The sequence below is a fragment of the Acidimicrobiales bacterium genome, from assembly GCA_035630295.1.
Taxonomy (GTDB): domain Bacteria; phylum Actinomycetota; class Acidimicrobiia; order Acidimicrobiales; family Iamiaceae; genus Iamia.
Window position 1 is genome coordinate 50,354 of sequence record DASQKY010000041.1, and the last position, 23,801, is coordinate 74,154.

The 23,801-nt window shown below is 75.4% G+C and carries 26 protein-coding genes; 10 read left to right on the forward strand and 16 right to left on the reverse strand.

Annotated features, from left to right (window positions below):
• Positions 1 to 255 precede the first annotated feature (255 nt).
• The 3 genes from VEW93_10165 to VEW93_10175 form a co-directional block, all read right to left on the reverse strand.
• Entirely contained in the window at positions 256 to 501 is a 246-nt protein-coding gene (locus VEW93_10165) for a helix-turn-helix transcriptional regulator (GenBank protein HYI62155.1), read from the reverse strand.
• 226 nt (positions 502 to 727) lie between these two features.
• Entirely contained in the window at positions 728 to 1,780 is a 1,053-nt protein-coding gene (locus tag VEW93_10170; GenBank protein HYI62156.1) for a hypothetical protein, read from the reverse strand.
• Positions 1,781 to 1,798: 18 nt separating this feature from the next.
• Positions 1,799 to 2,821, reverse strand: a complete 1,023-nt coding sequence (locus VEW93_10175; GenBank protein ID HYI62157.1) for a hypothetical protein — start codon at positions 2,819 to 2,821, stop codon at positions 1,799 to 1,801.
• Positions 2,822 to 3,468: 647 nt separating this feature from the next.
• Here VEW93_10175 and VEW93_10180 point away from each other — a divergent pair.
• The gene (locus VEW93_10180) at positions 3,469 to 4,128 is read left to right on the forward strand and encodes a hypothetical protein (protein HYI62158.1); all 660 of its coding nucleotides are present in this window, start codon (positions 3,469 to 3,471) and stop codon (positions 4,126 to 4,128) included.
• A gap of 47 nt (positions 4,129 to 4,175) precedes the next feature.
• On the opposite strand, the gene VEW93_10185 is transcribed toward VEW93_10180, so the two are convergent.
• The 7 genes from VEW93_10185 to VEW93_10215 form a co-directional block, all read right to left on the reverse strand.
• Positions 4,176 to 4,535: a TraR/DksA C4-type zinc finger protein gene (locus tag VEW93_10185; GenBank protein ID HYI62159.1), complete on the reverse strand. Its 360-nt coding sequence runs from the start codon at positions 4,533 to 4,535 to the stop codon at positions 4,176 to 4,178.
• A 198-nt stretch (positions 4,536 to 4,733) separates the two neighbouring features.
• A complete protein-coding gene (locus tag VEW93_10190; protein ID HYI62160.1) occupies positions 4,734 to 6,530 on the reverse strand; it encodes a polyamine aminopropyltransferase in 1,797 nt (598 codons plus the stop codon).
• Positions 6,531 to 6,570: 40 nt separating this feature from the next.
• Positions 6,571 to 6,993, reverse strand: a complete 423-nt coding sequence (locus VEW93_10195) for a DUF350 domain-containing protein (protein HYI62161.1) — start codon at positions 6,991 to 6,993, stop codon at positions 6,571 to 6,573.
• A 141-nt stretch (positions 6,994 to 7,134) separates the two neighbouring features.
• Complete coding sequence (locus tag VEW93_10200) at positions 7,135 to 7,620, reverse strand: DUF4247 domain-containing protein (protein ID HYI62162.1); 486 nt, start codon at positions 7,618 to 7,620, stop codon at positions 7,135 to 7,137.
• On the reverse strand, positions 7,617 to 8,204 hold the full coding sequence (locus VEW93_10205) for a DUF2617 family protein (protein ID HYI62163.1): 588 nt from the start codon (positions 8,202 to 8,204) through the stop codon (positions 7,617 to 7,619). The genes VEW93_10200 and VEW93_10205 overlap by 4 nt, the downstream gene beginning before the upstream one ends.
• Before the next feature lie 10 nt (positions 8,205 to 8,214).
• A complete protein-coding gene (locus VEW93_10210; GenBank protein ID HYI62164.1) occupies positions 8,215 to 8,832 on the reverse strand; it encodes a DUF4178 domain-containing protein in 618 nt (205 codons plus the stop codon).
• Between the two features lie 113 nt (positions 8,833 to 8,945).
• Positions 8,946 to 9,311, reverse strand: a complete 366-nt coding sequence (locus VEW93_10215) for a S4 domain-containing protein (GenBank protein ID HYI62165.1) — start codon at positions 9,309 to 9,311, stop codon at positions 8,946 to 8,948.
• 135 nt (positions 9,312 to 9,446) lie between these two features.
• On the opposite strand from VEW93_10215, the gene VEW93_10220 reads away from it, so the two are divergent.
• From VEW93_10220 to VEW93_10230, 3 genes are read left to right on the forward strand one after another with little or no spacing between them, the layout of a single operon-like run.
• A complete protein-coding gene (locus VEW93_10220; protein HYI62166.1) occupies positions 9,447 to 10,826 on the forward strand; it encodes a homoserine dehydrogenase in 1,380 nt (459 codons plus the stop codon).
• 3 nt (positions 10,827 to 10,829) lie between these two features.
• Complete coding sequence (gene thrC / locus VEW93_10225) at positions 10,830 to 12,206, forward strand: threonine synthase (GenBank protein ID HYI62167.1); 1,377 nt, start codon at positions 10,830 to 10,832, stop codon at positions 12,204 to 12,206.
• 47 nt (positions 12,207 to 12,253) lie between these two features.
• Positions 12,254 to 13,234: a DUF2510 domain-containing protein gene (locus VEW93_10230; protein ID HYI62168.1), complete on the forward strand. Its 981-nt coding sequence runs from the start codon at positions 12,254 to 12,256 to the stop codon at positions 13,232 to 13,234.
• Here the strand turns inward: VEW93_10230 and VEW93_10235 are convergent.
• The 5 genes from VEW93_10235 to VEW93_10255 form a co-directional block, all read right to left on the reverse strand.
• Positions 13,171 to 13,638 carry a phosphoglycerate mutase family protein gene (locus VEW93_10235; protein ID HYI62169.1) on the reverse strand — a complete coding sequence of 156 codons (468 nt, stop codon included), beginning with the start codon at positions 13,636 to 13,638 and terminating at the stop codon, positions 13,171 to 13,173. The genes VEW93_10230 and VEW93_10235 overlap by 64 nt on opposite strands.
• Positions 13,639 to 13,705: 67 nt before the next feature.
• Positions 13,706 to 14,827 (reverse strand): cysteine desulfurase family protein, encoded by a 1,122-nt coding sequence (locus tag VEW93_10240; GenBank protein ID HYI62170.1) that lies wholly within the window; start codon positions 14,825 to 14,827, stop codon positions 13,706 to 13,708.
• A 23-nt stretch (positions 14,828 to 14,850) separates the two neighbouring features.
• A complete protein-coding gene (locus VEW93_10245; protein ID HYI62171.1) occupies positions 14,851 to 15,417 on the reverse strand; it encodes a hypothetical protein in 567 nt (188 codons plus the stop codon).
• A gap of 61 nt (positions 15,418 to 15,478) precedes the next feature.
• Positions 15,479 to 15,904, reverse strand: a complete 426-nt coding sequence (locus VEW93_10250; protein HYI62172.1) for a hypothetical protein — start codon at positions 15,902 to 15,904, stop codon at positions 15,479 to 15,481.
• 60 nt (positions 15,905 to 15,964) lie between these two features.
• Positions 15,965 to 16,693 (reverse strand): helix-turn-helix domain-containing protein, encoded by a 729-nt coding sequence (locus VEW93_10255; protein ID HYI62173.1) that lies wholly within the window; start codon positions 16,691 to 16,693, stop codon positions 15,965 to 15,967.
• A gap of 89 nt (positions 16,694 to 16,782) precedes the next feature.
• On the opposite strand from VEW93_10255, the gene VEW93_10260 reads away from it, so the two are divergent.
• The 5 genes from VEW93_10260 (at position 16,783) to VEW93_10280 (ending at position 21,937) form a co-directional block, all read left to right on the forward strand.
• Positions 16,783 to 17,925 carry an Mrp/NBP35 family ATP-binding protein gene (locus VEW93_10260; protein ID HYI62174.1) on the forward strand — a complete coding sequence of 381 codons (1,143 nt, stop codon included), beginning with the start codon at positions 16,783 to 16,785 and terminating at the stop codon, positions 17,923 to 17,925.
• Between the two features lie 86 nt (positions 17,926 to 18,011).
• Entirely contained in the window at positions 18,012 to 19,406 is a 1,395-nt protein-coding gene (locus VEW93_10265; GenBank protein ID HYI62175.1) for a pyridoxal-dependent decarboxylase, read from the forward strand.
• A gap of 92 nt (positions 19,407 to 19,498) precedes the next feature.
• Positions 19,499 to 19,729, forward strand: coding sequence for a DUF3107 domain-containing protein (locus VEW93_10270; protein HYI62176.1), 231 nt, complete (start codon positions 19,499 to 19,501; stop codon positions 19,727 to 19,729).
• A 28-nt stretch (positions 19,730 to 19,757) separates the two neighbouring features.
• Positions 19,758 to 20,702, forward strand: coding sequence for an ArsA family ATPase (locus VEW93_10275; GenBank protein HYI62177.1), 945 nt, complete (start codon positions 19,758 to 19,760; stop codon positions 20,700 to 20,702).
• Entirely contained in the window at positions 20,702 to 21,937 is a 1,236-nt protein-coding gene (locus VEW93_10280) for an ArsA-related P-loop ATPase (protein HYI62178.1), read from the forward strand. The genes VEW93_10275 and VEW93_10280 overlap by 1 nt, the downstream gene beginning before the upstream one ends.
• A 66-nt stretch (positions 21,938 to 22,003) precedes the next feature.
• Here VEW93_10280 and VEW93_10285 read toward each other — a convergent pair whose 3' ends face one another.
• A complete protein-coding gene (locus tag VEW93_10285) occupies positions 22,004 to 22,438 on the reverse strand; it encodes a PaaI family thioesterase (GenBank protein HYI62179.1) in 435 nt (144 codons plus the stop codon).
• Between the two features lie 160 nt (positions 22,439 to 22,598).
• Between VEW93_10285 and VEW93_10290 the strand changes: the two genes are divergently transcribed.
• Positions 22,599 to 23,801: histidine kinase N-terminal domain-containing protein (locus tag VEW93_10290; protein HYI62180.1), on the forward strand; the 1,203-nt coding region annotated here is incomplete at its 3' end.

Here is a 23,801-nt window from a genome sequence, read left to right on the forward strand (position 1 = left end):
ATCGGGCTCGGGCTCACCGTCGCCGCCGGGACGGGGGCCGGGAACCAGATCGGCGGCCAGGTCCCCAGCGCCCGGAGCGGTGGGCGGGGGCGCTGCGGGCACGCCGGCCACCCTTACCCTGTCATAGGTTGTCGTTCATGCGCGATGCAATGTTCGGCGGGCGTTTCTCACCCTGTGTGGCGACAGGGGCCCGCCTCGAGGTCGGGGGGCGGCCTGCCTCACCTCACTCGGACCGGGGGCTCACGCCCAGCTCGCTCAGGGACGGCCAGGGGAACAGGATCGAGGGCTGGACGTCGAGGGCGGCGCGAGCCGGAGCTTGACCCGGTCGTGCGGGCACAGCCGGCCTCGCTCCAGCTTGCTGATGGTCTGCTGGGCCACGCCGGCGGCCCGGGCCAGCTGGGGCTGTGTCATCCTCCGGCCCCGCCGCGCCTCGTAGACGAGGGCGGCCCACAGGTCGAGGGGGATGTCGGGCTCGTCGTCGTCGTCGCCGACGTCGCTCATCTCCGCCCTCCCATCCGCCGGGGGGTGGGATGCCTGGGATCTGTGCACCGCACGCGCTGATCTGCCTCTCTGCCAGGGGACGGTCCCGCTCGGTCGACGGAGCGCTACTCTTGAGTAGCAAGCATTGCGTCCCCTGCGCGATCGGCCCTGGCCACCATCCCGAGTGGTAGATCCACCCGTCTGGCACGGCGGGCCCACCCGCGCCCGCTGGCACCACGGCCCGCCGTCAGGCGAGCTCGACCGGCAGGTCGCGGTGGTGGACCACCACCAGCTCCTGCACGGCCCGGGTCAGGGCGATGTAGAGGAGGCGGCCCGCGGCGCCGTCCTCGTCGCCGCCCCCCGCGTGGTCACGGTCCGCCCCGTCGCCGCTGGGGGCGAAGGCCGCCGGCTCCACCACCACCACCCCGTCGAACTCCAGGCCCTTGGCCTCGGCCGGGGCCACCAGGCTCACCACGGCGCCGGTCACGGCCCGAGACCCCCGCCCCACCTCGATCCCGGCATCGGCCAGGGCCGCGGCCACCTCGTCGTCCAACCCGCCGGCCGGTGGGACGATCACCCCCACCGAGGCCCACTCCTCGGCCAGGTCCGCCGCCGCGGCCACCGTCGTCGGCACCAGCCCCTCGGCCGTGGTGGCCCGGCGCTCCGGGGGCCGGCCCTCCGCTCGGACGGAGCGGGCGGGGGCCAGGCCGGGCGCCACCCGGGGCAGCAGGCGGTTGGCCAGGTCCATCACCGCGGCCGGCACCCGGTAGCCCACCGTGAGGTCCTCACGCCGGACCGGCGCGCCGGTACCCAGGTGGGCCCGGGCTCCCTCCCACGACGTCACCGCCCCCGGTTCGGTGGCCTGGGCCAGGTTGCCCAGGATGGTCATCGACCCCGACGGGCACCGCCGGGCCAGGGCTCGCAGGGCCATGGCCGAGAGGTCCTGGGCCTCGTCGGCCACGATGTGGCCGTAGGTGGGGGGCACGCCGTCGACCTGGGCCACGGCCTCGTCGACCACCACCGCCTCACCGACGGTCCAGCGCTCGGCTTCCAGGCGGGCGGCGGCCGACCTGAGCAGCCGGGCCTGCTCGTCGGTGTCGAGGACACCGGCTGCGGACCGGCGCAGGGCGGTGGGGCTGGTCAGGAGCCGGCGGACGAGGGCGACGGCGCTGGCCGACGGCCACCAGCGGGCCAGGGCCCGGCGCAGGTCCTCGGAGCTCCGCACCGTGGCGTCCAGCCCGTCGGCGGCGCCCCGGTCCCCGTGGGCCTCGACGGCCATGGCCACCAGCCGGGTCCGCACCGCGGCCCGCCCGACGGACTACGGCACGTCGCGGGCGGCCACCTCGTCCAGCACTGCCCTCACCGCGTCGGCCCGGAGCGTGACCCGGGCCCAGGGCGTGGACACCACGAGGTCCTCGGCCGGGTCCCGGCGCTGCCCGGTCACGGCCCGGCGCACCACCTCGGCCATGCGGGCGTCGCCCAGCAGGCGGGCCCGGTCCCGACGGTCGACGTCGCGGACCCGTCCCCCGACCGTGCCCGCCACCAGCCTCTCGATGGTCGACTGGCGGGCCGCGGCCTCCCCCAGGGAGGGCAGCACCTGGCTGATGTAGCGGAGGAAGACCGGGTTCGGGCCCACCACCAGCACGCCGTCGCGGTCGAGCTGCTGGCGGTGCTCGTAGAGCAGGAAGGCGGCCCGGTGGAGGCCGACCGCGGTCTTCCCCGTCCCCGGTCCGCCCTGCACGATCAGGCAGGTGCCGAGGTCGGCCCTGATGACCTCGTCCTGCTCGGCGGCGATGGTGGCCACGATGTCCCGCATGGCGCCGGTCCGGGCCCGCTCCAGCTCGGCCAGCAGCGGGTCGGGGATCCCGGCGGCCCGGACCTCGCCGGCCAGGTCGGGGTCGTCGAACACCTCGTCGAAGAGGTCGGTCACCGTCGCGCCGTCCAACAGCAGGCGCCGCCGACGGGCCAGCTCGAGCGGGTCGGCCGGCGTGGCCCGGTAGAAGGGGACCGAGACCGGGGCCCGCCAGTCGACCACCAACGGGTCGCCGGCCCCGTCCTCGACGTGGCGCCGGCCCACGTGCCACGACGAGCCGTCGTCGCCGTCGATGCGCCCGAAGACCAGGCCGGGCACGTCAGGGTCGAGGTGGCGGAGGCGCTGGGCGAGGTGGCCGGCGGCGATGGTGCTGTCGGTCTCGCCCGCGCTGCCGGCCCGGTTGGCGGCATCGAGGGCGCTGCGGGTGGCGGCGGCCATGGCGGCCAGGCCGGCGTAGCTGGCGTGGACGTGGGCCTGTTCGAGGGCGAGCTCGGGATGGATCGGGTCGGGCGGGTGCGGCGGGGGCATCGTGACTCTCCGGGAGACGCGCGGCGGCACCCCCCGTCGTCGCCGACGGGGGGTGTGAGGGGACGCGAGGCTACCCGCCTCGTGGACGGCCGGCGCCGGTCCGCCCGGGGCGGTCTGGCTGGCCGTGGTCCGGATCTTTTCGGTGCGGAGGGTGGAAGTCGGCCAGGTCGTGCCGATGGCCGGAGGTGATCGACCGCGACGGGGACGAGAGCCGGCCGTCAGGGGCCGCCGACGACGATCGGCCGCGACCGCGCGTCGACGGTCGGCCCCCGGCTGTGGCCCGTCGGGGCCTCGGGAGCCCGCCCCGGACCGGTGCCACCCCCCCGGCCCGCCGTGCGAGCGACCAGCGGCGTCCCGCGGAGCCGCAGCCCCAGGCCGTCGGCGACCCGGCCGGCGGTCCTGAGCCCACCGGAGCCCCCGTCGCCGGGCCGGAGGCGGCCAGCGCGTCGACCGTCCGGTCCGAGTCGGCCGGTCCCTCCGATCCCCGGTCGGACCGGGCCGGAGCGTCGGTGATGGCCGCGCCCGAGGGTGAGCGGCCGGCCCGGCGCTCCCCGTTCCGACGAGCCGGAGCGGCGCCCCACCACCCGAGCCCCCCGGTCCCGGCACCGGCCTCGGTTGCGCCGGCCGTGGCGCCCGGTCGCCCCGAGATGACGGTCGGCATCACCGATGCCCTGACCCGCTCCTTCGGGGCCCGCCGGCTGCCCGTCGCCCCCGAGCCGCCCTTCGTGCCCTGCGACGGGCCGTACCGGTGGGAGGTCACGCTCCCCAGCGCCATCGGCCGCACCACCACCATCCGGGTCGGCTCGACCGGGGTGGAGCTGGAGGGCGCCGCGGTCGCCTTCGACGAGGTCGAGTCGGTGCGGTTCAAGCTCGAGGTCGAGGCCGCCCTGTTCCGCCGGGCGGCATCGGCCCGCATGTCGATCGCCCTCACCCGCATCGACGGGACCACCGTGCGGGCCACGGCCCGCAACGCCCTCTCGACCCGGCGGGCCGAGCAGATCGTCAGCGCCCTCGGCTACCTGTGGGACGTCTTCGGCGACGCCGCCGGGTCCCGTCCTCGGGCCCGCGTGATCGAGCGCATCGGCCAGGGGGCCGAGGTGGTGGTGGGTGGCCTGCGCCTGACCCGCATCGGCGTGGCCTGGAAGAAGAACCCGATCGAGCCCTGGGGCCACATCGGCGATCCCGTGGTCGAGCGCCGGTCCGTGGTCATCCCGACCTCGGGCCCGCCCATAGAGGTGTCCATCGCCGCCGATGACGCCTACGTCCTCCCGGCCCTCATCCCCGAGCTCCGGTCCCGCTTCGGCTGATAGCCCGCCCCGGGGCGACGTGGCGGCCGTTCACCAGCTGCCGCCGCTCACCAGCTGGTGCCGGAGGCCTTGCAGGAGACGCAGACGGTGGTGGTGGGCAGGGCCTCGAGCCGGGCCTCGCCGATGGGCTCCGAGCAGCGGGTGCAGAGGCGCCACGCCTTCGTGCGCGATCGCTCGGTCGCGGCCTCGATCTGGTCCAGCAGCTCCTGGTCCTCCTGGATCTGGGCTCGGATGCGGTCTCGCTCCACGAACGTGCCGTCGGACTCCGACCCGCCCTCGTCGTCCCCGGACCCGACATCGGTGCCGGCCTCGGCCAGGGCGTCGTAGTCGGCGGTGAGGCGGGAGATGCGGGATTCGGTGGCGGCCCGCAGGTCATCGAGGCGGCGCCGGTGGTGGGAGACGGTCATCTGCGTGGTCAAGGAGGGGGCTCCGGGGATGAGGGGGGACGGGCAACCTATCGCCCGGCCGGGCCACTGCGGCTCTCGGCGTCGGCCCGGTGGCCCCGGGCAGCCGTGGGCTCGGCCCTTGGCCACCGAGGACGACGTGCGCCGGATCGCCCTGGCCCACCCCGAGACCGAGGCCCACCCCGCCGGCCCGGGTCCGGCTCAGTAGTCCTTCCAGCCGTCCCGCTCGTACTCGAGGATGGCCGGGTCGACCAGGGTGGAGGCCTCGACGTCGGTCGGCCCCTGGTCCTGCGGGAACACCCGGGCCGCCTCCAGCAGGGCCTCGTCGACGAAGCGCAGCTCGTCCGCCACGGCCGGGTCGACACCCGGCTCGGGCCGGTCCGGGCCGGCCAGGAAGAAGCCCCAGTCGCCGAAGCTGGGCACGTCGACGTGGTACGGCACCGCCTCCAGGCCGGCCTCGTCGATCGAGGCGCCGATCGACCAGTAGGCGTCCCGGGCGAAGTAGGGCGAGCCGGCCTGGACCACCATCCGGCCCCCGGGGGCCAGGGCCCGGGCCGCCAGCCCGTAGAACTCGACCGAGTAGAGCTTGGCCGTGGCGGCATCGTCGGGGTCGGGCATGTCGACCACGATCACGTCGAAGCCCGCCGCCCCCGTCCGGCCGGCGCCGTCCCCGGCACCGTCGAGCCAGGGCCGGTCCCGGAGCCAGGAGAAGGCGTCCCGGGTCACCACCGACACCCGGGGGTCGTCCAGGGAGCCCTGGTTCAGGTCCCGGACCCGCGGGTCGGTGCGGGCCAGCTCGATCACCGCCGGGTCGAGCTCCACCTCGACCACCTCGTCGACGTCGTCGTAGCGGAGGACCTCCCGCAGGGCCAGGCCGTCGCCCCCGCCCAGCACCAGCACCCGGTCCCGGGGCCCGGCCATGGCCGGGTGCACCAGGGCCTCGTGGTAGCGGTACTCGTCGACGCTGGAGAACTGGAGGTCGCCGTTGAGGAACAGGCGCACGTCGCTCCGCCCCCCGAGGATGGCACCCCGCTCGGTGAGCACGATGTCCTGGTACGGGCTCCGCTCGGCGTGCACGATCGGGTCGCCGTAGAGGGCCTGGCGGGCCGAGGCCTCGAACTGGTCGGCGCGCGCCGCGGCCAGCCCCAGCACGCCGATCACGGCGGCGAAGGCCGCCACCGCCCCGGCCAGGCCTCGCCGGGACAGCTCGGCGCGGAACAGCCACAGGCACACCACCGCGGCGGCCAGGGCGTTCACCGCGCCGGCCAGCATCGCCCCCTGGATCTGGCCGAAGGCCGGCAGCAACAGGAACGGGAAGGCCAGGCCTCCCACCAGGGCGCCGATGTAGTCCACGGCGAACAGGTCGGCGGCGGCATCGGCCGCGGCCTGGGCCCGGATGCGCTGGACCAGGGCCATGAGCACCGGGATCTCGGCCCCGATGAGCACGCCGATGGCGCTGGCCACGACGACCAGGACCGGCTGGTAGAGGTCCAGCCAGGCGAAGGAGGCGTACAGGGCCATGACCGACAGGCCGCCCAGCAGGGCCAGGGCCAGCTCGATGACGGCGAAGGACGCCACCGGCCACCGGGCCAGGCGCTTGGCCGCCAGCGAGCCGATGCCCATGGCGAAGACGAAGACCGAGATGACGATGGATGCCTGGTGGACGCTGTTGCCGATGAGGTAGCTGCCCAGGGCCACCAGGGCCAGCTCGTAGACCAGCCCGCACGCCGCGCACACGAACACCGCCCCCAGCACGACCGACCGCGAGATGCGCCGCCCCACCGGCAGCCGCAGGGGCGGGTCGCCGGCCGGCCCCGCCGCCGGCCCGTCGCCGGCCGGGGTGTCGGCGGCCACGGCCACGCCGCCGGCGGCCACCGCGGTGACCTCCGGGGGGCCGTCGTCCTCGTCGCCGGGATGGCTCGACGGGCCCCCGGAGGGAGCCGTCGGCGCGTCCCGGTCGGGAGGCGGCGCCGCCGGCCCCCGGGGCGCGTCGGTCACCGGGCCTCTCCCGAGCGGGGGTCGGGTCCGGCCACGACGGTCAGGTGACGGAGGCGGCGACCACCGCGCCGATGGCCAGGTGGCTGGCCGCGGTGACCAGCGAGGCGGGGTGGAAGCGCTCCTCGGTGATGATGTCGCCCAGCTTCCCCGGCGTGAGCAGGTCGATGAGCAGGAAGGCCACCGAGAGCAGGACCACGCCCAGGATGCCGTAGCCCGCGGCCCGGGCCAGGCCCTCACCCAGGTCGCCGTCCGCGCTCCAGATGCCGGTGGCCACGACCCCGCCCAGGGCGGTGAGGCCCGAGGCCAGGACGATGGCGGCGTTGAGGTTTCGCCGGCCCCAGATGAGCTCACCCAGCTTGCCGGGGGTCAGGAGGTCCAGGGCCAGGTAGCCGAGGCCGAGCACGGCGATGCCGACGGCGCCGAAGGCCAGGGCATCGAGGATGTCGTTGAGCACGTCGGACATGGGCGCTGCTTTCGTCGGGACGTCGGTCGGGGTGGAGAGGCGGTGGTGCGGGGTCGGGGCGAGGGGGCGTGCGGGGTCGGGGTGCGACGCGGTGTCAGGCCGGGTGGCGGGCCGAGCCGGGCCGGCCCGGACGAGGGCCGGTCACTTGCCGGACCCCGGGCCGCCGCCGCGGGCCACGTCGGTGTAGCTCTGGTAGCGGCCCCAGCGGTTGCCGATGAAGAAGAAGTGCCGCTGGCGGCCGGTGCGGGCACCGTCGATCTCGATGGTGGTCCGGCCGCCGGACGTGGGCAGGCGCGGGGTGCTGGCCGTGGTCGGGGCGCCCGGGACGCTGGTGGTGCCCGGACTGGTGGACGCCGTCGCCGGGGCGATGGCCACGATGTCGTCGGAGTACTGGAGGAACACCCGTCCCTCGGTCTCGTGGCGGTCGACGGGCCGGCGGAACTTGGTGAAGGCGGCGGCCACGGCCGAGACCGACTGCGGTGAGCTGTAGCGGCCGTCGCTGCCGGTGTACTCCTTCGAGGCGAAGTCGCGCAGCGAGTCGCCCCCGCCGCCGGAGCAGGCGGCCAGCAGGACGAGGGCCAGGGCCACGGCCAGCACGCCCCGGCCGGCGACCACCCGGCGGCTCACGACCCGTCTCCCTCGACCAACGGGCGCCCGAGCACCGCGGAGGGCCGTGCTCCGAGGCCGGCGGCGACGGCCGGCGGGTTGGCCGGAGCCGGGGGCGCGACGACCGGTGCGGTGGTGACGGTGGTGGTGGTCATGGCGACCTCGTCGGTCTGGGGGTAGACGTGCCAGGTGCGCCAGCGGCACCGGTGGCGGCTGACCTCGGCGGCCAGCACGGTGAGGGCGTCGGACGAGCCGGGGAACGCCCCGACCAGGGCGTCGGGCGCGTCCTGGTAGCGGTGGCGGAGGGCGGCGGCGTGGCCGGCCGCGCCGGAGAGGATGCGGGCCTGGAACCGGCAGGCCAGCGGGCCCACCACCCGGTGGTCGCGGGCCGGCAGGCCGGGGGCGCCCGCCCCGCAGGCCACCAGCTCGGTGACCTCGACCTGGTCGGTGCGGAGCAGGGCCTGGTGGGAGGCACCCAGGAGGTGGAGCTCCAGCGTCCCACCCAGGGCCGGGAGCCGCAGCACGGCCAGCGAGGGCTGGACCGGGGCGTCGGTGCGGAAGCAGAGCTGGCCGGCGGCCACGTCGCGGAACGGGGTGTCGAGCACGGCGCGCACGTCAGGCCCCGGCCGATCGGGCCCAGACCGTGACCTCGGCGGGGGCCAGGACGACGCCCGTGGCCATCTCCCAGCTACCGGAGGTGAACCGCTCGAAGCCGAGGCGGTGCCCGTCGGGACCCACGTAGTCGGCGTACTCCATGTGGCCGTGGGCCGGGAGCCCGGTCGAGCCGGAGGTGGAGTAGGCGGCCCGGCCGCGCTCCTGGAAGGCGTAGGTGACGCCGTCCAGGCTCACCTCGGCGCCCCCGGGCTCCTGGGTGCTGCCCTTGACCTGGCGCCAGAGCACGGTCTCCAGGACCCCCTCGTCGTCCTCGACGCTGAGCCAGGTGCGCTCGGTGTCCTCCAGGAGGTGCTCCAGCCACTGGAAGCCGTCCTCGTCGTAGCGCACCGACCCGACCACCAGGTTGTCGGTGCCCTTGATGTTCACCACGTCCCCGACGGTGATGGCGACCGGGCTCAGCCGCCCGTCGGGGGTCATCACCGCCGCCGTCGCCGCGTGCTGGCGGCCCCGCGCCTCGCGGGTCCGGCGGGCCGAGATGCGGGCGGCCACGACCACGGCCACGGCGGCCAGCGCCACCACCAGCACGACGATCACCACCACGACCACGGCCGTTCCCACGGGCGACACCGTGCCACACCGGCCGCCGGCTGGCGACCCGCACCGGCGGGGGCCACCTCCCCGTCGTCACCCCACGGCCGGCCGGCAGCCGCGGCCCGTCGTGGCGGATCGGCTCAGCGGGGGCGCATGCGGTCGATCCGGCGCCGGTCGCGCTTGGTGGGCCGCCCGGCCCCCCGCTCCCGGGACGCCACCGGGGGCAGGGCCTCGTCGCCGGCCGGTGGGGGAGGGGTGTGGTCCACGTAGCAGGTGACGGCCACCGGGGCCCCGACCCGCTTCTCGATCACCTGGACCACCTCGACCACGCGGTCGACCTGGTGGAGGCGCGCCTCGACGAGGTCCCCGACGGCCACGGCGGTGGCCGCCTTGGCCGACCGGCCGCCGACCCGCACGTGGCCGGCCCGGCAGGCCGCGGTGGCCGCTGAGCGGGTCGGGGCCAGGCGCACCGCCCACAGCCAACGGTCGACCCGGGTGGACTCCACCGACCCAGCCTCGCGCCGAGCGGGGGCCGGGTGGCAGCGCCCCCCTCGGGGACCGGGCCCGGCCGCGGCCGGGCCATCGCCCGGAGGGGTGGGATCTCGTCCGACGGACCCCCCGCCGCTGGCTACCCTCCTGCCGTGGTCCCGCCCGCTGCTCCCGACGACGACCCCGTGGTGCCGGCCGAGGCGCCCAGGGTGCGCGTCGGCCTGTTGGGTTGCGGCAACGTGGGGGCCGCCCTGGTCGGGTTGGTCACCGGGCGGCAGGACACCATCGCGGCCCGGTCCGGGGTGGTGCTCGACATCACCCGCGTGGCGGTGCGCAGCCTCACCCGCGACCGCGGGGTGGCGGTGCCCGAAGGCGTGCTGACGCGCGACGCCGCCGCCGTGGCCGTCGACCCCGAGGTCGACGTGGTGGTCGAGGTCATCGGGGGCATCGAGCCGGCCCGCGAGCTGATCCTCTCGGCCCTGGCCGCCGGCAAGCCGGTGGTCACCGCCAACAAGGAGCTGCTGGCCAACCACGGGGCCGAGCTGGCCGCGGCGGCCGACGCGGCCGAGGTGGACCTGCTGTTCGAGGCGTCGGTGGCGGGCGGCATCCCCATCATCCGGCCCCTGCGCGAGTCGCTGGCCGGCGAGGACGTGACCCGGGTGATGGGCATCGTCAACGGCACCACCAACTTCATCCTCACCCGCATGACCGAGGACGGCACCGGCTACGCCGAGGCCCTGGCCGAGGCCCAGAGCCTGGGCTACGCCGAGCGGGACCCCACCGCGGACGTGGAGGGCTACGACGCCGGGGCCAAGGCGGCCATCATCGCCTCCCTGGCCTTCGGGGCCCGGGTGGTGGCGGGCGACGTGTACCACGAGGGCATCTCCGGGGTCAGCGCCGCCGACATCGCCTCGGCATCGCGCCTGGGCCACGTCATCAAGCTCCTGGCCGTGTGCGAGCGGGTGGCCGGCGACGACGGCCCCGAGGTGGCGGTGCGGGTCCACCCGGCCATGCTCCCGGTCCAGCACCCCCTGGCCGGGGTGCGCGACAGCTTCAACGCCGTGTTCGTGGAGGGCGCGGCGGTGGGCGACCTCATGTTCTACGGCCGGGGGGCCGGGGGCGACCCCACGGCCTCGGCGGTGCTGGGCGACCTCATCGACGCCGCCGTCAACCTGCGCAAGGGCACCCACGCCACCCTGGGTAGCACCGAGCGGGCCCGCATCCGCCCCATCGACGAGCAGCGCAGCCCCTTCTACCTGAGCATCGACGTCGAGGACCGGCCCGGCGTGCTGCGGGCCCTGGCCGAGGTGTTCGAGGCCCACCGGGTGTCGATCCGCTCCCTGGAGCAGGAGGGCATCGGCGACGCGGCCCGCATCCTGCTCATCACCCACGTGGCCCGCGAGGCCGACCTCCAGGCCACCGTGGTCGCCCTGCGGGGCCTCGACGTGGTGCGCCGGGTGGGCAGCGTGGTGCGGGTGGTGGGCGACGACGGGGACGACGCGGCCGGCGCCGGCCCGGCGAACGGCGCCTAGCCGGTGCGCTACGTCAGCACCCGGGGCTCGTGCCCGCCGGTGGGCTTCGACGGGGCCCTGGTCGGCGGGCTGGCTCCCGACGGCGGGCTGTACGTGCCCGAGGAGTGGCCGGAGATCGACGTCCACCCGTCGGCCGAGCGCTACACCGACGTGGCCGTCGAGGTCCTGGCCCCCTACGTGGCGCCGGCCATGGGGCGGGACGAGCTGCGCCCCCTGGTCGAGGAGGCCTACGCCACCTTCGGCCACCCCGAGGTGTGCCCGGTGCGGCCCCTGGGCGGCGACCTCCACCTGCTGGAGCTGTTCTGGGGGCCGACGCTGGCCTTCAAGGACGTGGCCCTCCAACTGGTCGGCCGCCTGTTCGACCGGGAGCTGGCCCGGCGCGACGAGCGGGCCACCATCCTGGTGGCCACCTCGGGCGACACCGGCTCGGCGGCCATCGAGGCCTGCCGGGGCCGCGACCGGCTCGACATCGTGGTCCTCCACCCGGCCGGCCGGGTCAGCGAGGTGCAGCGCCGGCAGATGACCACCGTGGACGAGCCCAACGTGCGCAACGTGGCCGTGGACGGGACCTTCGACGACTGCCAGGACCTGGTGAAGGCGGCCTTCGCCGACACGGCCCTGCGCGCCGAGCTGCAGTTGGCAGCCATGAACTCCATCAACTGGGGCCGGGTCATGGCCCAGGTCGTCTACTACGTCACCTCGGCGGCGGCGGTGGCGCCCGAGGGCCCGGTGTCGTTCTCGGTGCCCACCGGCAACTTCGGCAACGTCCTGGCCGGGTGGGTGGCGGCCCAGGGGGGCCTGGACGTGGACCGCTTCGTCATCGGCTCCAACCGCAACGACATCCTGGCCCGGTGGATCGACTCCGGGGTGATGGAGATGGAGGGGGTCGAGCCCTCCCTCAGCCCGTCCATGGACATCCAGGTGTCGAGCAACGTCGAGCGCTACCTGTGGGAGCTCTACGGCCGCAACGGGGCGGTGGTGGCCGAGGCCATGTCGACGCTGCGGGCCACCGGCCGGATCGACGTGGGCGAGGCCCGCATGGCCCGGGTCCGGTCCGCCTTCTCCGGCGTGCGGGTCGACGACGAGGCCACCCTGGCCGAGATCCGCCGGGTCCACGACGAGACCGGTGAGCTGGTCGACCCCCACACCGCGGTGGCCATCGCTGCCGCCCGGGCCGTGCCGTCGCCGGCCGGCACCCCCCGGATCTGCCTGGCCACCGCCCACGCGGCCAAGTTCCCCGACGCCGTGGAAGCCGCCACCGGCATCCGGCCGCTCCTGCCGCCCCACCTGGCCGACCTCCTGGAGCAGGACGAGCGGGTCGACCACCTGGCCAACGACTCGGCCGCCCTGGCCGACTACCTGCGGGCCACCGCTCGCTGACGGGCCTGCCCGGTGGACGCCCCGGGCCGCTCGGTAGGGTCGCCGGGGTGACCGCCGCCTCCTCCCCGACCGGAGACGTCCGGACCGGGACCGACCGGGCCGGTGACGTCCGGACCGGCCCACCGGGGTGGCACGTCGATCCCTGGCAGCGCCACGGCCTCCGGTTCTTCGACGGGCGGTTGTGGACCGAGCACGTGGCCGACGGCGGGGTGGCCAGCGTCGACTCCTCGCCGGTGGCCCGCCTGGAGCGGTCTCGGCCGGCCCCGGAGCGGGCCGCCCCCCCCGCCGACCCGGTGGGGGCCCGCGTCCTGCACGACGCCGAGGGGCAGCCCGCCGGCCGGGTGGGGACCGACGGGGGGCCGGGGGGCGAGCTCGGGCCCCTGGTGCTGGTGACCCCGCCCGACGCCACCGGGACCCGCCTGCTCCGCAGCCCCGACGGCCGGCCCGCCGGGCGCATCGAACCCGGCCGCCCCCGCGGCCTCCACCGGCTCGGCCGCCTGCTGGTGACGACTCCGTCGTCGGTCGTCACCCTGCTGGTGGTCCGCGACGCCGCCGGCGACGAGGTGGTGCGCCTGTCCCGCCCCCGGCGCCGCACCGCCCCGGTGGTGGACGTCACCGGCCCGTCGGGGCCCCTCGGGACCATCACCGCCGACCGGGTGGTGCGCGAGCTGGAGGCCCGGGTGGCCACCGCCGACGGCCGGCCGCACGGGGTCCTGACCGAGGCCCCGGGCGTGGCCGGGGCCCTGGCCCTCACCGACGCCGACGCCGACGGGACCCTGCGGGGGCGGCTCACCCCGGTGTGGGACGTGCCGGGGGAACGCCACCACCTGCCCCCCGGCGTCCTGCTGGCCGATCGCCGGCCCCGGCCCGGCGAGCCCTGGGACGAGGCGACCGCCGCCCTCGTCCTCGGGGCGCTGCTGGCCCCGGCGCTGCTCCGGCCGCCGCCCCCGCCCGAGGGGTCGGGTCAGGGGCGGGGATCGACGAAGCGGGCGCCGGTGACGGCGCCGTCGGTGACGTCCAGCTCGTAGTAGGTGCCCTTGGGGACGCCGTGGCTGGTGTCGACCGCCACCCCGTCGTCGGCCAGGGCCCGGAGGACGGCGGGGATGACGTCGCCGTGGCTGGAGAGGGCGGCGCGGGCGCCGTCGGCGGCCAGCTGCCGGATGAGCGTGGTGGCGGCCCCCGCCGTGGCCCCCTCGGTGATCGCCGGGTGGACCTCCACGTCCAGGTCCCGCTGGTGGGCCAGGGGGGCCACCGTCTGCTGGCAGCGCACCGCGGCGCTGGAGAGCACCCGGTCGAGCCGGGTCCCGGCCACGTGGGCGGCCAGGGCGTCGGCCTGGTGGCGGCCCTTGTCCGACAGGGGGCGCTCGGAGTCGCGCTGGTCCCAGGCGGAGCGGGCCCCGGCGTGGGCGTGGCGGACGAGGAGGATCGTCACGGTCGGGAACGTAGCGGTCGGCGCTCGCCCCGGTCGACGCCGCGGCCGCCGGCGAGTCAGGCTGCGGTCAGGTGGGCCGGCGCAGGGCCCGCAGCCCGGCCAGGACCTCGGGGAGGGCGGCCAGCAGGGCGTCGACGTCGGCCTCGGTGCTCGACCACCCCACCGAGACCCGCAGGGAGCGCAGGGCGTCGACCCCCATGGCGGCCAGGACCGGGGAGGGCTCCAGCGCCTCCGAGGAGCAGGCCGACCCCGAGTGGCAGGCGATCCCGGCCCGGTCCAGGCCGAGGAGCACGGCCTGGGGCTCGACGTCGTCGACCCCGAGGCACACCAGGTGGGGCAGGCGGCCCTCGGGGTCGCCGTGGACCCGCACCCCGTCCAGGGCGGCCACGCCGGCCAGCACCCGCTCGGTGAGCCGGCGGCTCTCGGCCTCCTCGGCGGGCAGGCGCCCGTCGGCGGCCAGGGTGGCGGCCGCCGCTCCCAGCCCGGCCAGGGCCGGGGTGTTCTCCAGGCCCGCCCGCCGGGCCCGCTCCTGGTCGCTGCCCACCAGCAGGGGGGCCAGGCGCAGGCCCCGGCGCACCAGCAGGGCGCCGGTGCCGGGCGGCCCGCCCAGCTTGTGTCCGCTGATCGACAGCAGGTCGGCCCCCAGGTCGGCGAAGTGGATCGGGACCCGCCCGGCGGCCTGGGCGGCGTCGACGTGCACCAGCACCCCGCGCTCGCGGGCGCCGGCCACCACGGCGGCCACCGGCTGGGTGGTGCCCACCTCGTGGTTGCCCCACTGCACGTGGACCACGGCGGTGTCGGGGCCGATGGCGCCGAGGACGGCCTCGGCGTCGACCCGGCCCTGGCCGTCGACACCCACCACGGTCACCTCGCCGTGACGGCGGGCCGCGGCCGGCACGGCCGAGTGCTCGACCGCGGTGACCACCTGGTGGCCGCCCCGGGGCGCCGCCCCCCAGGCCACGGCGGCGATGGCCTCGGTGGCCCCGCTGGTGAAGACCACCTCGCGGGGCCGGGCGCCGAGCAGGCCGGCCACCTGCTCGCGGGCCTGCTCGACGGTGACCCGGGCCACCAGGCCCTCGTGGTGGACGCGGCCCGGGTCGCCGGCTTGGTCGAGGGCATCGACCAGGGCCTGGCGGGCCTCGGGTCGCAGGGGCGACGTGGAGGCGTGGTCGAGGTAGTGGCGGACCACGGGCTCGCCGTCAGGGCCGTCGATCAGCCGGCCTCGGGGCAGTTCTCGTTGGTCCAGGTGCTGACCGCCTGGCCGGCGGTGTCGAGCTCGGGGCTGCGGAGCTCGCCGGCGATGCTCTCGGCCTCATCCTTGGAGGTGGCGTCGGCCACGGCCTCGCTCAGGTCGGCGAAGAAGTCGGCCATGACCTGCATGTCGTCCGCGATCTCCCCGGGGGCGATCTCGACCAGGTCGGCGGCGGCGGCGGCGAAGTCGACCGTCCCCGCCTGCAGATCCTCGAGCGTCTCGTCGGGCGACAGCCGGAACAGCTCGTTCAGGTCGGCGAAGCCGGCGCAGAAGTCGTCGCCGCCTTGGTTCCCGCCGTCGCCCTCGGTGGTGGTCGTGCTCTCGGTGGTGCCCGTGCTCTCGGTGGTGGCGCCGTCCTCGGTGGTGTCGGGCTCGCCGGTGGTCGTGGTGCGGCCGTCGGGCAGCGTGGTGCTGGCCGTCTCGGTGGTGGTCGTCGGCGAGGCGTCGTCCCCGTCGTCGCCGCAGCCGGCCAGGAGCAGCGACGTGAGGACCAGGGGGACGGCGGCCAGGGCGAGGCGACGGCGCATGAGGAGCTCCTTGGGCGAGCCGGAGCGGGACCGGCAGGCGGGTCGGCGTGAACCTAGTGGGTCACCCGCTGGCGCAGTTGTCGGCCACCCACGTGTCGACCGCGGCGCTGGCCCGTTGGTAGGCGCCCTCGTCCACCACGGCGGCCACCTCGGCCCGGGCCACCTCCAGGGTCGGGGCCTCGGCCACGGCGTCGCTCGCCTGTCGCAGGCCGGCGGCCAAGGCCTCGGTCTCCTCGGCGATGTCGTCCGGCGCCCGGCCGGCCAGGCCCTCGGTGTCCTCGGCCAGCCGGGCCACGCCGTCCCGCAGGGCCGCCAGGGTGTCGTTGGGGAGCGACGCGAAGTTGGCGTCGATGGTGGCGTGGTCCTCGCAGAACACGGCCGGATCGGGCTCGTCGGGCTCGTCGGCCCCGAAGCGGCACCCGGTCACGGCCAGGGCCACGGCCACGGCCACGACCAGCGGGGCCAGGACGTGCGAGCGACGGGCCACGGCGCTTCCTTCGGCAGGGGACGGGGCCACGCTACCCAGCGGTGGCGGCGCCGGGGCCCCTCAGCCCAGGGCGGTGATGCAGACCTGGTCGCCCCGGGCCAGCGAGGCCCGGGTCTCGGCCCGGGCGCTGTCGTCGCCGGCCAGGGTGGACAGCAGGCCCCGGACCATGCCCCGGTCCACGGCGCAGATCACCGGGTGCTCCACCGCGGCGTCCCCGAACGGGCAGTGCTCGGAGACGATGCGCAGGTCCCCCCGGGTGTCCTCGGCGTGGGCCGCGAAGCCGTGGGCGCTGAGGGCGTCGGCGGCGGCGTGGAGGGCGGCCCGGAGGCCGCGGGGGGCGTCGTCGTCCATGGTGCCGGCCAGCTCGCGGCCGTAGTGCTCGCCCACCTCCTCGGCCATGCGCTCGGCCCGGGCCGGACCCAGCTCGGTCAGGGCCCGGCCCAGCAGGGCCAGCAGCACCTCGTCGTGGCGGACCGGCACGGCCAGGGTGACCTGTTCGGCGGTGGCCCGGTAGCGCTTGGACGGTCGGCCGGCCCCGCTGGCCCCGCTGCGGTCGACGGCCACGTCGAGGTGGCCGCCGGCCACCAGCTTGTCCAGGTGGTGCCGGGCCACGTTGGGGTGGAGGTCGACGGCCGCCGCCACCTCGGCCGCGGTGACGCCCCCGGGGTGCTCGTGGGCGAAGAGGTAGATGCGGCGCCGGGTCGGGTCGCCGAAGGCGGCGGTGATGGCAGTCACGGCCGACGAGAAGTCCGTGGGCGACAGCGCCGGGCTGCCGGGTGCGGAGGGCACGCCGGTATCCTACCGACGGTCCCGGACGGCGCCTCTGGCGACGGCCCCGCTCCCGGTTCGCCTCCACCTGTCGCTCCCCAGGAGATCCTGTGCCCGTCACCGAAGCCGACGTCCTCGAGGCCCTCCGGCCGGTCGAGGACCCCGAGCTGCACCGCAGCATCGTCGACCTCGGCATGGTGAAGGGCATCGCCCTCGACGGTGGCACCGTGGCCGTGCAGGTGGCCCTGACCGTGGCCGGTTGCCCGCTCCGGGCCGAGATCACCACCCGGGTCACCGAGGCCGCAGTGGCCCTCGACGGCATCGACCGCGCCGAGGTCGACTTCACGGTGATGACCGACGAGGAGCGGGCCGCCGTCCGCCAGCTCATCCACGGTGATCCCGCCTCCACCGCCGGCAGCCAGGCCGCCCACGGCCACGCCGAGGGCCGCTCCATCCGCTTCGCGGACCCCGACTGCCCCACCCGGGTGCTGCTCGTCGCCTCGGGCAAGGGCGGGGTGGGCAAGTCGTCGGTGACCACCAACCTGGCCATCGCCCTGGCCCAGCGGGGCAAGAGCGTGGCCGTGGTCGACGCCGACGTGTGGGGCTTCTCCATCCCCCGGATGCTGGGCGTCGAGCACCCGCCGGCGGTCATCGACGGGATGCTGGTCCCGCCCGAGACCCACGGCGTGCGCTGCATCTCCATGGGCTTCTTCGCCGAGGAGGAGACCCCGGTGATCTGGCGGGGACCGATGCTCCACAAGGCGTTGGAGCAGTTCCTCACCGACGTGTACTGGGACGATCCCGACTACCTGCTGGTGGACCTGCCCCCCGGCACCGGTGACATCTCCATCTCGCTGGCCAGCTTCCTGCCCCGGGCCGAGTTCTACGTGGTGACCACCCCGCAGCCGGCGGCCCAGCGGGTGGCCCAGCGGGCCGGGTTCATGGCCCAGAAGGTCAACCTGTCGGTGCGGGGCGTGATCGAGAACATGAGCTGGTTCACCGGCGACGACGGCACCCGCTACGAGCTGTTCGGCGCCGGCGGGGGCCGCGAGCTGGCCGAGCGGCTGGAGGTGCCGCTGCTGGGCCAGGTGCCCCTGGTCCCCCTGCTGCGGGAGGGCTCGGACTCGGGCCGGCCCATCGTGGTCCACGAGCCTGACGGCGAGGCGGCCCGGGCCTTCCGGGCCATGGCCGAGACCGTCGACGTGGCCCTGGCCCCCACCCGCCGCTACCACCGCGAGCTCAAGATCGTCTGATCCCGGGTCGGCGGCGCCGGGGGGCGGGTCGTACTCTGGAGCCCTCGTCCGACCGCCGGACCGTCGCCCCGGGAGGCACCGCAGCCATGGCCAACGACCACCCCTACGCCGAGCGCTACGGAGTGAACCGGCGCATCCCCGAGCAGGGCCGGCCCCGCGACGAGGTGCTGGCCGAGATGCGGGCCATGGCCACCGAGGAGGACAAGGCCTGGGAGTCGGGCAAGTGCTCCGGCACCATGTACTGCGGCGACCACGACCACTACGACTTCCTGAACGAGGCGTACGGCATGTACGCCCACGTGAACGCCCTCCAGCGCGACATCTGCCCCAGCCAGACCCGCTTCGAGGGCGAGATCATCGCCATGACCCTCGACATGCTCCACGCCGATGCCGTCACCGACACCGAGCCGGTCGGCATCGTCACCACCGGCGGCACCGGCAGCATCCTCCACGCCCTGCTGGCCTACCGCGACCACGCAGCCCAGGCCCGGGGCGTGACCCGGCCCAACTTCGTGAAACCGGAGACCGGCCACCCGGCCTTCGACAAGGGGTGTCACCTGTTCGGCATCGAGGTCCGCAACGCCGCCGTCGACCCCGACACCACCAAGGTCGACGTGGCCGCCATGGCCGAGCTGGTCGACGACCAGACCATCGCCATCATGGGCTCGGCCTGCAACTACGGCTACGGCACCATCGACCCCATCGCCGAGCTGTCGGACCTGGCCCTGGCCCGGGGCGTGGGCCTCCACGTCGACGGCTGCCTGGGCGGCTTCATCCTCCCGTGGGGCCAGGAGCTGGGCTGGGACATCCCCGTCTTCGACTTCCGGCTCCCCGGCGTCACCTCCATCTCGGCCGACACCCACAAGTACGGCTACGGCTTCAAGGGCAGCTCGGTGCTCTCCTTCCGGGACAAGGCCCTGCGCAACAGCCAGTACTTCTTCCTGACCGGTTGGAGCGGCGGCAAGTACTGCTCGCCGGGCATGGAGGGCTCCCGCTCCGGCGGCGCCCTGGCCTCGACCTGGGCGGCCATGGTCACCATCGGCCGCCAGGGCTACCTGGCCTATGCCAAGGCCATCTTCGAGACGGCCGACCGGATGAAGGAGGCGGTGCGCTCGCACCCCGAGTTGCGGATCATCGGCGACCCCACGTTCTGCTTCAGCTTCACCTCCGACGAGTTCGACATCTACCACGTCAACGACGCCATGCGGCAGAAGGGCTGGCGCTTCAACGGCCAGCAGTACCCCAACGCCATCCACATGGCCGTCACCCGGCCCCAGACCCAGCCCGGCGTGGTCGAGGCCTTCGAGGCCGACCTGGCCGAGGCGGTGGCCTACGCCGCGGAGCACGCCGGCGAGACGCCCATGAGCGCGGCCATCTACGGCGGGGTGGCCGGCGGTCTGGACGACGAGGCCGACGAGTTCATCCGCATGGTCATGGCCGACATGATGGACCGCCAGCAGTCCGTCCCGGCCAAGGACTGACCGACCTCGCCCGGCGCCCCCGCCGGTCGGGGTGGGGGGCGTGAGCTGCGCCTCCTACGATGGCCCCGCTCGTCGTCCCCTCAGGAGAACCCGTGGACATCCGCATCGGCGTCACCTACACGGCCAAGGAACTGGAGGTCGAGCTGCCCGAGGGCACCGAGGCCGCCACCGTCAAGGCCGACGTGGAGGCCGCCCTCTCCAGCGGTGGCGTGCTCTGGCTGACCGACCGCAAGGGCCGCAACGTGGGCGTCCCGGCCGACAAGGTGGCCTACATCGACCTGGGCGTCGAGGCCGGCGACCGCCGCATCGGGTTCGCGGGCTGATCGTCACCCCCGGGCCCCGCCCCGCCTGATGGCTCTCGACCTGCTCGACCGGAAGCTGCTGTTCGTCACCGGCAAGGGGGGCGTGGGCAAGACCACGGTGGCCGCCGGCCTGGCCCTGCTGTCCGCCGACCGGGGCCAGCGCACCCTGGTGTGCGAGGTCGACGCCAAGGGCGGCCTGGCCGGCTTCTTCGAGGCCACCCACACCGGGTTCCAGCCCGTCGAGCTCCAGCCCAACCTCTTCGCCATGTCCATGGACACCGAGGAGTCGCTGAAGGAGTACCTGAGCCTCCAGCTCAAGCTGCCGCTGGTGGCCCGCATCGGCCCCCTGGCCCGGACCTTCGACTTCGTGGCCAACGCCGCCCCCGGGGTGAAGGAGATCCTCACCGTGGGGAAGCTGGCCTGGGAGGTGGTGGAGCGCCACTACGACCTGGTGGTGGTCGACGCGGTGGCCAGCGGCCACATCGTGGGCCAGCTCGCCGCCCCCAAGGGCATCAACGACCTGGTGTCGGTGGGCCTGGTCCGCAACCAGACGGCGTGGATGCTGGAGGTGCTGGAGGACCCGGCCCGCACCGGGGTGGTCATCGTGGCCGCCCCCGAGGAGATGCCGGTCAACGAGACCATCGAGCTGGCCCAGCGGTTGCGGGCCGAGACCGACGTGGACCTGGCCGCGGTGATCGTGAACCGGGTGCTGCCCGAGCTGTTCGGCCGGGGCGAGGAGGAGCTGTTCGACACGCTGCGCACCCCCGAGCGGGCCGCCGCCCTGGGGGAGGCGGTGGACGGTGACGTGGGCCCCATCCTCGACGCCGCCGAGCTGGCCGTGACCCTGCGCCGCACCCGGGCCGCCCACCTCCAGACCCTGCGAGCGGGGCTGACCGACGTCGACCTGCTCTACCTGCCCGAGGTGTTCGCCCGCTCCACCGGCCTGCGCTTCACCCGCCAGGTGGCCGAGGCCCTGGACGAGGAGCTGGGCTGATGGCGTCCAAGGAGAAGGCGGCCAAGGACAAGAAGGGGAAGGCCAAGGTCGGCGCCGACGCCGGCGCCGTGGACGGCGACCCGGAGGAGATCCGCACCCTGCAGCAGCTCCTGGCGGCCAAGGAGATCGTCATCTCCTGCGGCTCGGGCGGGGTGGGCAAGACCACCACCGCGGCGGCCCTGGCCGCCATGGCCGCCGCCCACCACGGGGGCAAGGTGCTGGTGCTGACCGTGGACCCGGCCCGGCGGCTGGCCAACGCCCTGGGCCTGGAGCGCTTCGGCAACACCGAGACCCGCGTGGGGACCGAGGCCTTCACCGCCGCCGGGGTGGAGCCCCGGGGCGAGCTGTGGGCCGCCATGCTCGACACCAAGCAGTCATGGGACGAGCTGATCGTCCGCCACGCCCCGGACGCCCGGACCCGCGACGCCATCCTGTCGAACTCGATCTACGCCAACATCTCGGGCCGGTTCGTGCAGAGCCACGACTACATCGCCATGGAGCGGCTGTACGAGATCCACTCCTCGGGCCGCTACGACCTGATCGTGGTGGACACGCCCCCCACCCGGAACGCCATCGACTTCCTGGACGCCCCGGAGCGCATGGCCGAGTTCTTCTCCAGCCGGTTGCTGCGGTGGCTCACGGCCCCGGCCAAGAACCGGGTGCTGTCCCTGGCCTCGAAGCCGTTCTACCGGGTGGCCGACGGCATCCTGGGCTCGCAGTTCCTGGAGGACATCGCCGAGTTCTTCGGCCTGTTCCAGACGTTGGGCCCGGGCTTCGTGGAGCGGGCCGAGGCCGTCACCCGCACCCTCTCGGACCGGCGCACCACGTTCCTGGTCGTCTCCACGCTGGAGGCGGCCCCGGTGCGGGAGGCCGAGTACTTCATCCGCGAGCTGGAGGCCCGCGGGCTCCACCTGGGGGCCGTGGTCCTCAACAAGGTGCTGCCGGCCTACCTGCGCCGGACGGCCACCACCGGCGTGGCCCGCCGTCTGGTGGGCGACGCCGACCGGGCGGCCGCCGCGGTGGCCGACGGCGTCGGCGATCCCGCGGCGGTGGCCGCCGTGCTGCGGGAGGTGGGGGAGAGCTTCCTCAACTACCAGGTCATCGCCACCCGGGAGCAGGAGCAGCGGGCCGAGCTGGCCCGCACCCCCGACGTGGTGGCCACCGTGCCCTACTTCGACAGCGACATCGCCGACGTCACCGGCCTCCTCCGCCTGGGTGAGGCCATCTGGCGCTGACAGCCGGCGGAGTCGACCGCCCGCTCCCCCCGGGGTGCGGGCGGCCCCGCGCCCCGCCGGCCGCGGTCAGGAAGGAGGAGCGGAGGGGATGGCGTAGGTGACGGTGGCGGTGGCCACCGGGGTGGGGTCGCCGCCGGTGGCGAGGCGGACCTCGACCACGGCCTGGCGCCGGCCCCGCCGCAGCATCTCGGTGGTGGCCACCACGTCGCCGGGCCCGGGCTTGCGCAGGAAGTGGATGGACAGGTGGCTGGTGACCGAGAGGGCCACCGGGCCGATCTCGGCCAGGGTGGCGGCCCAAGCCGCCGAGTCGGCCACCGCCATCAGCGTGGGTCCCGAGACGGTGCCGCCGGGCCGGATCACCACCCGGTCGGCCGGCAGGCGGGTGACGGTGCGCCCCGGCCCGACCTCCTCCACCACCTGCCACGGCTCGTTGCCCGGGAAGCTGCCGCGGATGAAGGTGGTGATCTCCTCGGCCGTCATGACCGGCTCGCTCGGCGCCATCCCGGGAGCTTGGCACGCGGCCACGGCCACCCCGCCTGCCACCCCGGACGGGCGTGGCCCCCGACCGGTCGACGTCGACGGCCCGGCGGGCCGGGACCTGGGGCTCCGGCGTGGTCCGACGGCCGCGCCGGGGCCGGGGGACGGGCCGTAGCCTGGCGCCGTGGCCAGCCTCGTCGAGATCGCTCGCACCCAGACCGAGCTGGACGAGGGGCAGCTCGCCCACTTGCAACGGCTGGTGGCGTCGTGGGGCCTGGTGGCCGACCTGTGCTTCTCGGACCTGCTGCTGTTCGTCCCCACCGACCTCGACGGCACCCACTTCGTGGTGGCCGGCCAGGTCCGCCCCACCACCAACCAGACCCTGTACGTGCGCGACCTGCTGGGCGAGATCGCCGACGAGGAGGAGCGCCCCCTCATCGCCCGGTCGTGGCGCCGGGGGGAGATCATCGAGGGCGAGGTCACCGACCCGATCATCCGGGAGCGGGTGCGGATGTTGTGCATCCCGGTCCGCCACCACGGCGAGACCGTCGCCGTCCTGAGTCGTGAGTCGACGCCCTCGGTGGGGAGGGCCGCCGGCGAGCTGGAGCGGACCTACCAGGAGATCTTCAACCGGTTCGCCCGCATGATCGCGGCCGGGGAGTTCCCCTACGCCCGCGAGGACGGTGACTCCTCGGCCAACCTGCGCGTCGGTGACGGTTGCCTGGTGCTGGACCGCTCGGCCCGGGTGTCCTACGCGTCGCCCAACGCGGTGTCGGCCCTGCACCGCTTCGGCATCCACGTGAACACCGAGGGGCTGCGCCTGGGCGAGCTGGGCCTGGACGACGAGCCGGTCCGCACCGCCTTCGCGGTGGCCGCCCCCGTCACCGAGGAGATCGACCCCAAGCCGGGGGTCAGCGTGCTGGTGCGCTGCATCCCCCTGGTCGACGCCGGCCAGGTGACGGGAGCGGTGCTGCTCCTGCGGGACGTGTCCGAGCTGCGCCGCCGGGACCGGTTGCTGCTGTCCAAGGACGCCACCATCCGCGAGATCCACCACCGGGTGAAGAACAACCTCCAGACCATCGCCTCCCTGCTGCGGCTCCAGGGCCGGCGGCTGTCGTCGCCGGAGGCCAAGCAGGCGCTCGACGAGTCGGTGCGCCGCATCCGCTCCATCGCGATCGTGCAAGACATCCTCGCCCACTCGGCGGGCGACGTCGTCGACTTCGCCGAGGTGGTCACGCCGATGGTGCGCATGGTGGAGGACACCGTGAGCGGGCCCGACCGGGCCATCCACGTGTCGGTCACGGGCGAGCCCGGCCGCCTCGAGAGCGACCTGGCGATGCCGCTCGCCGTGGTGCTCAACGAGCTCGTGCAGAACGCGGTCGACCAC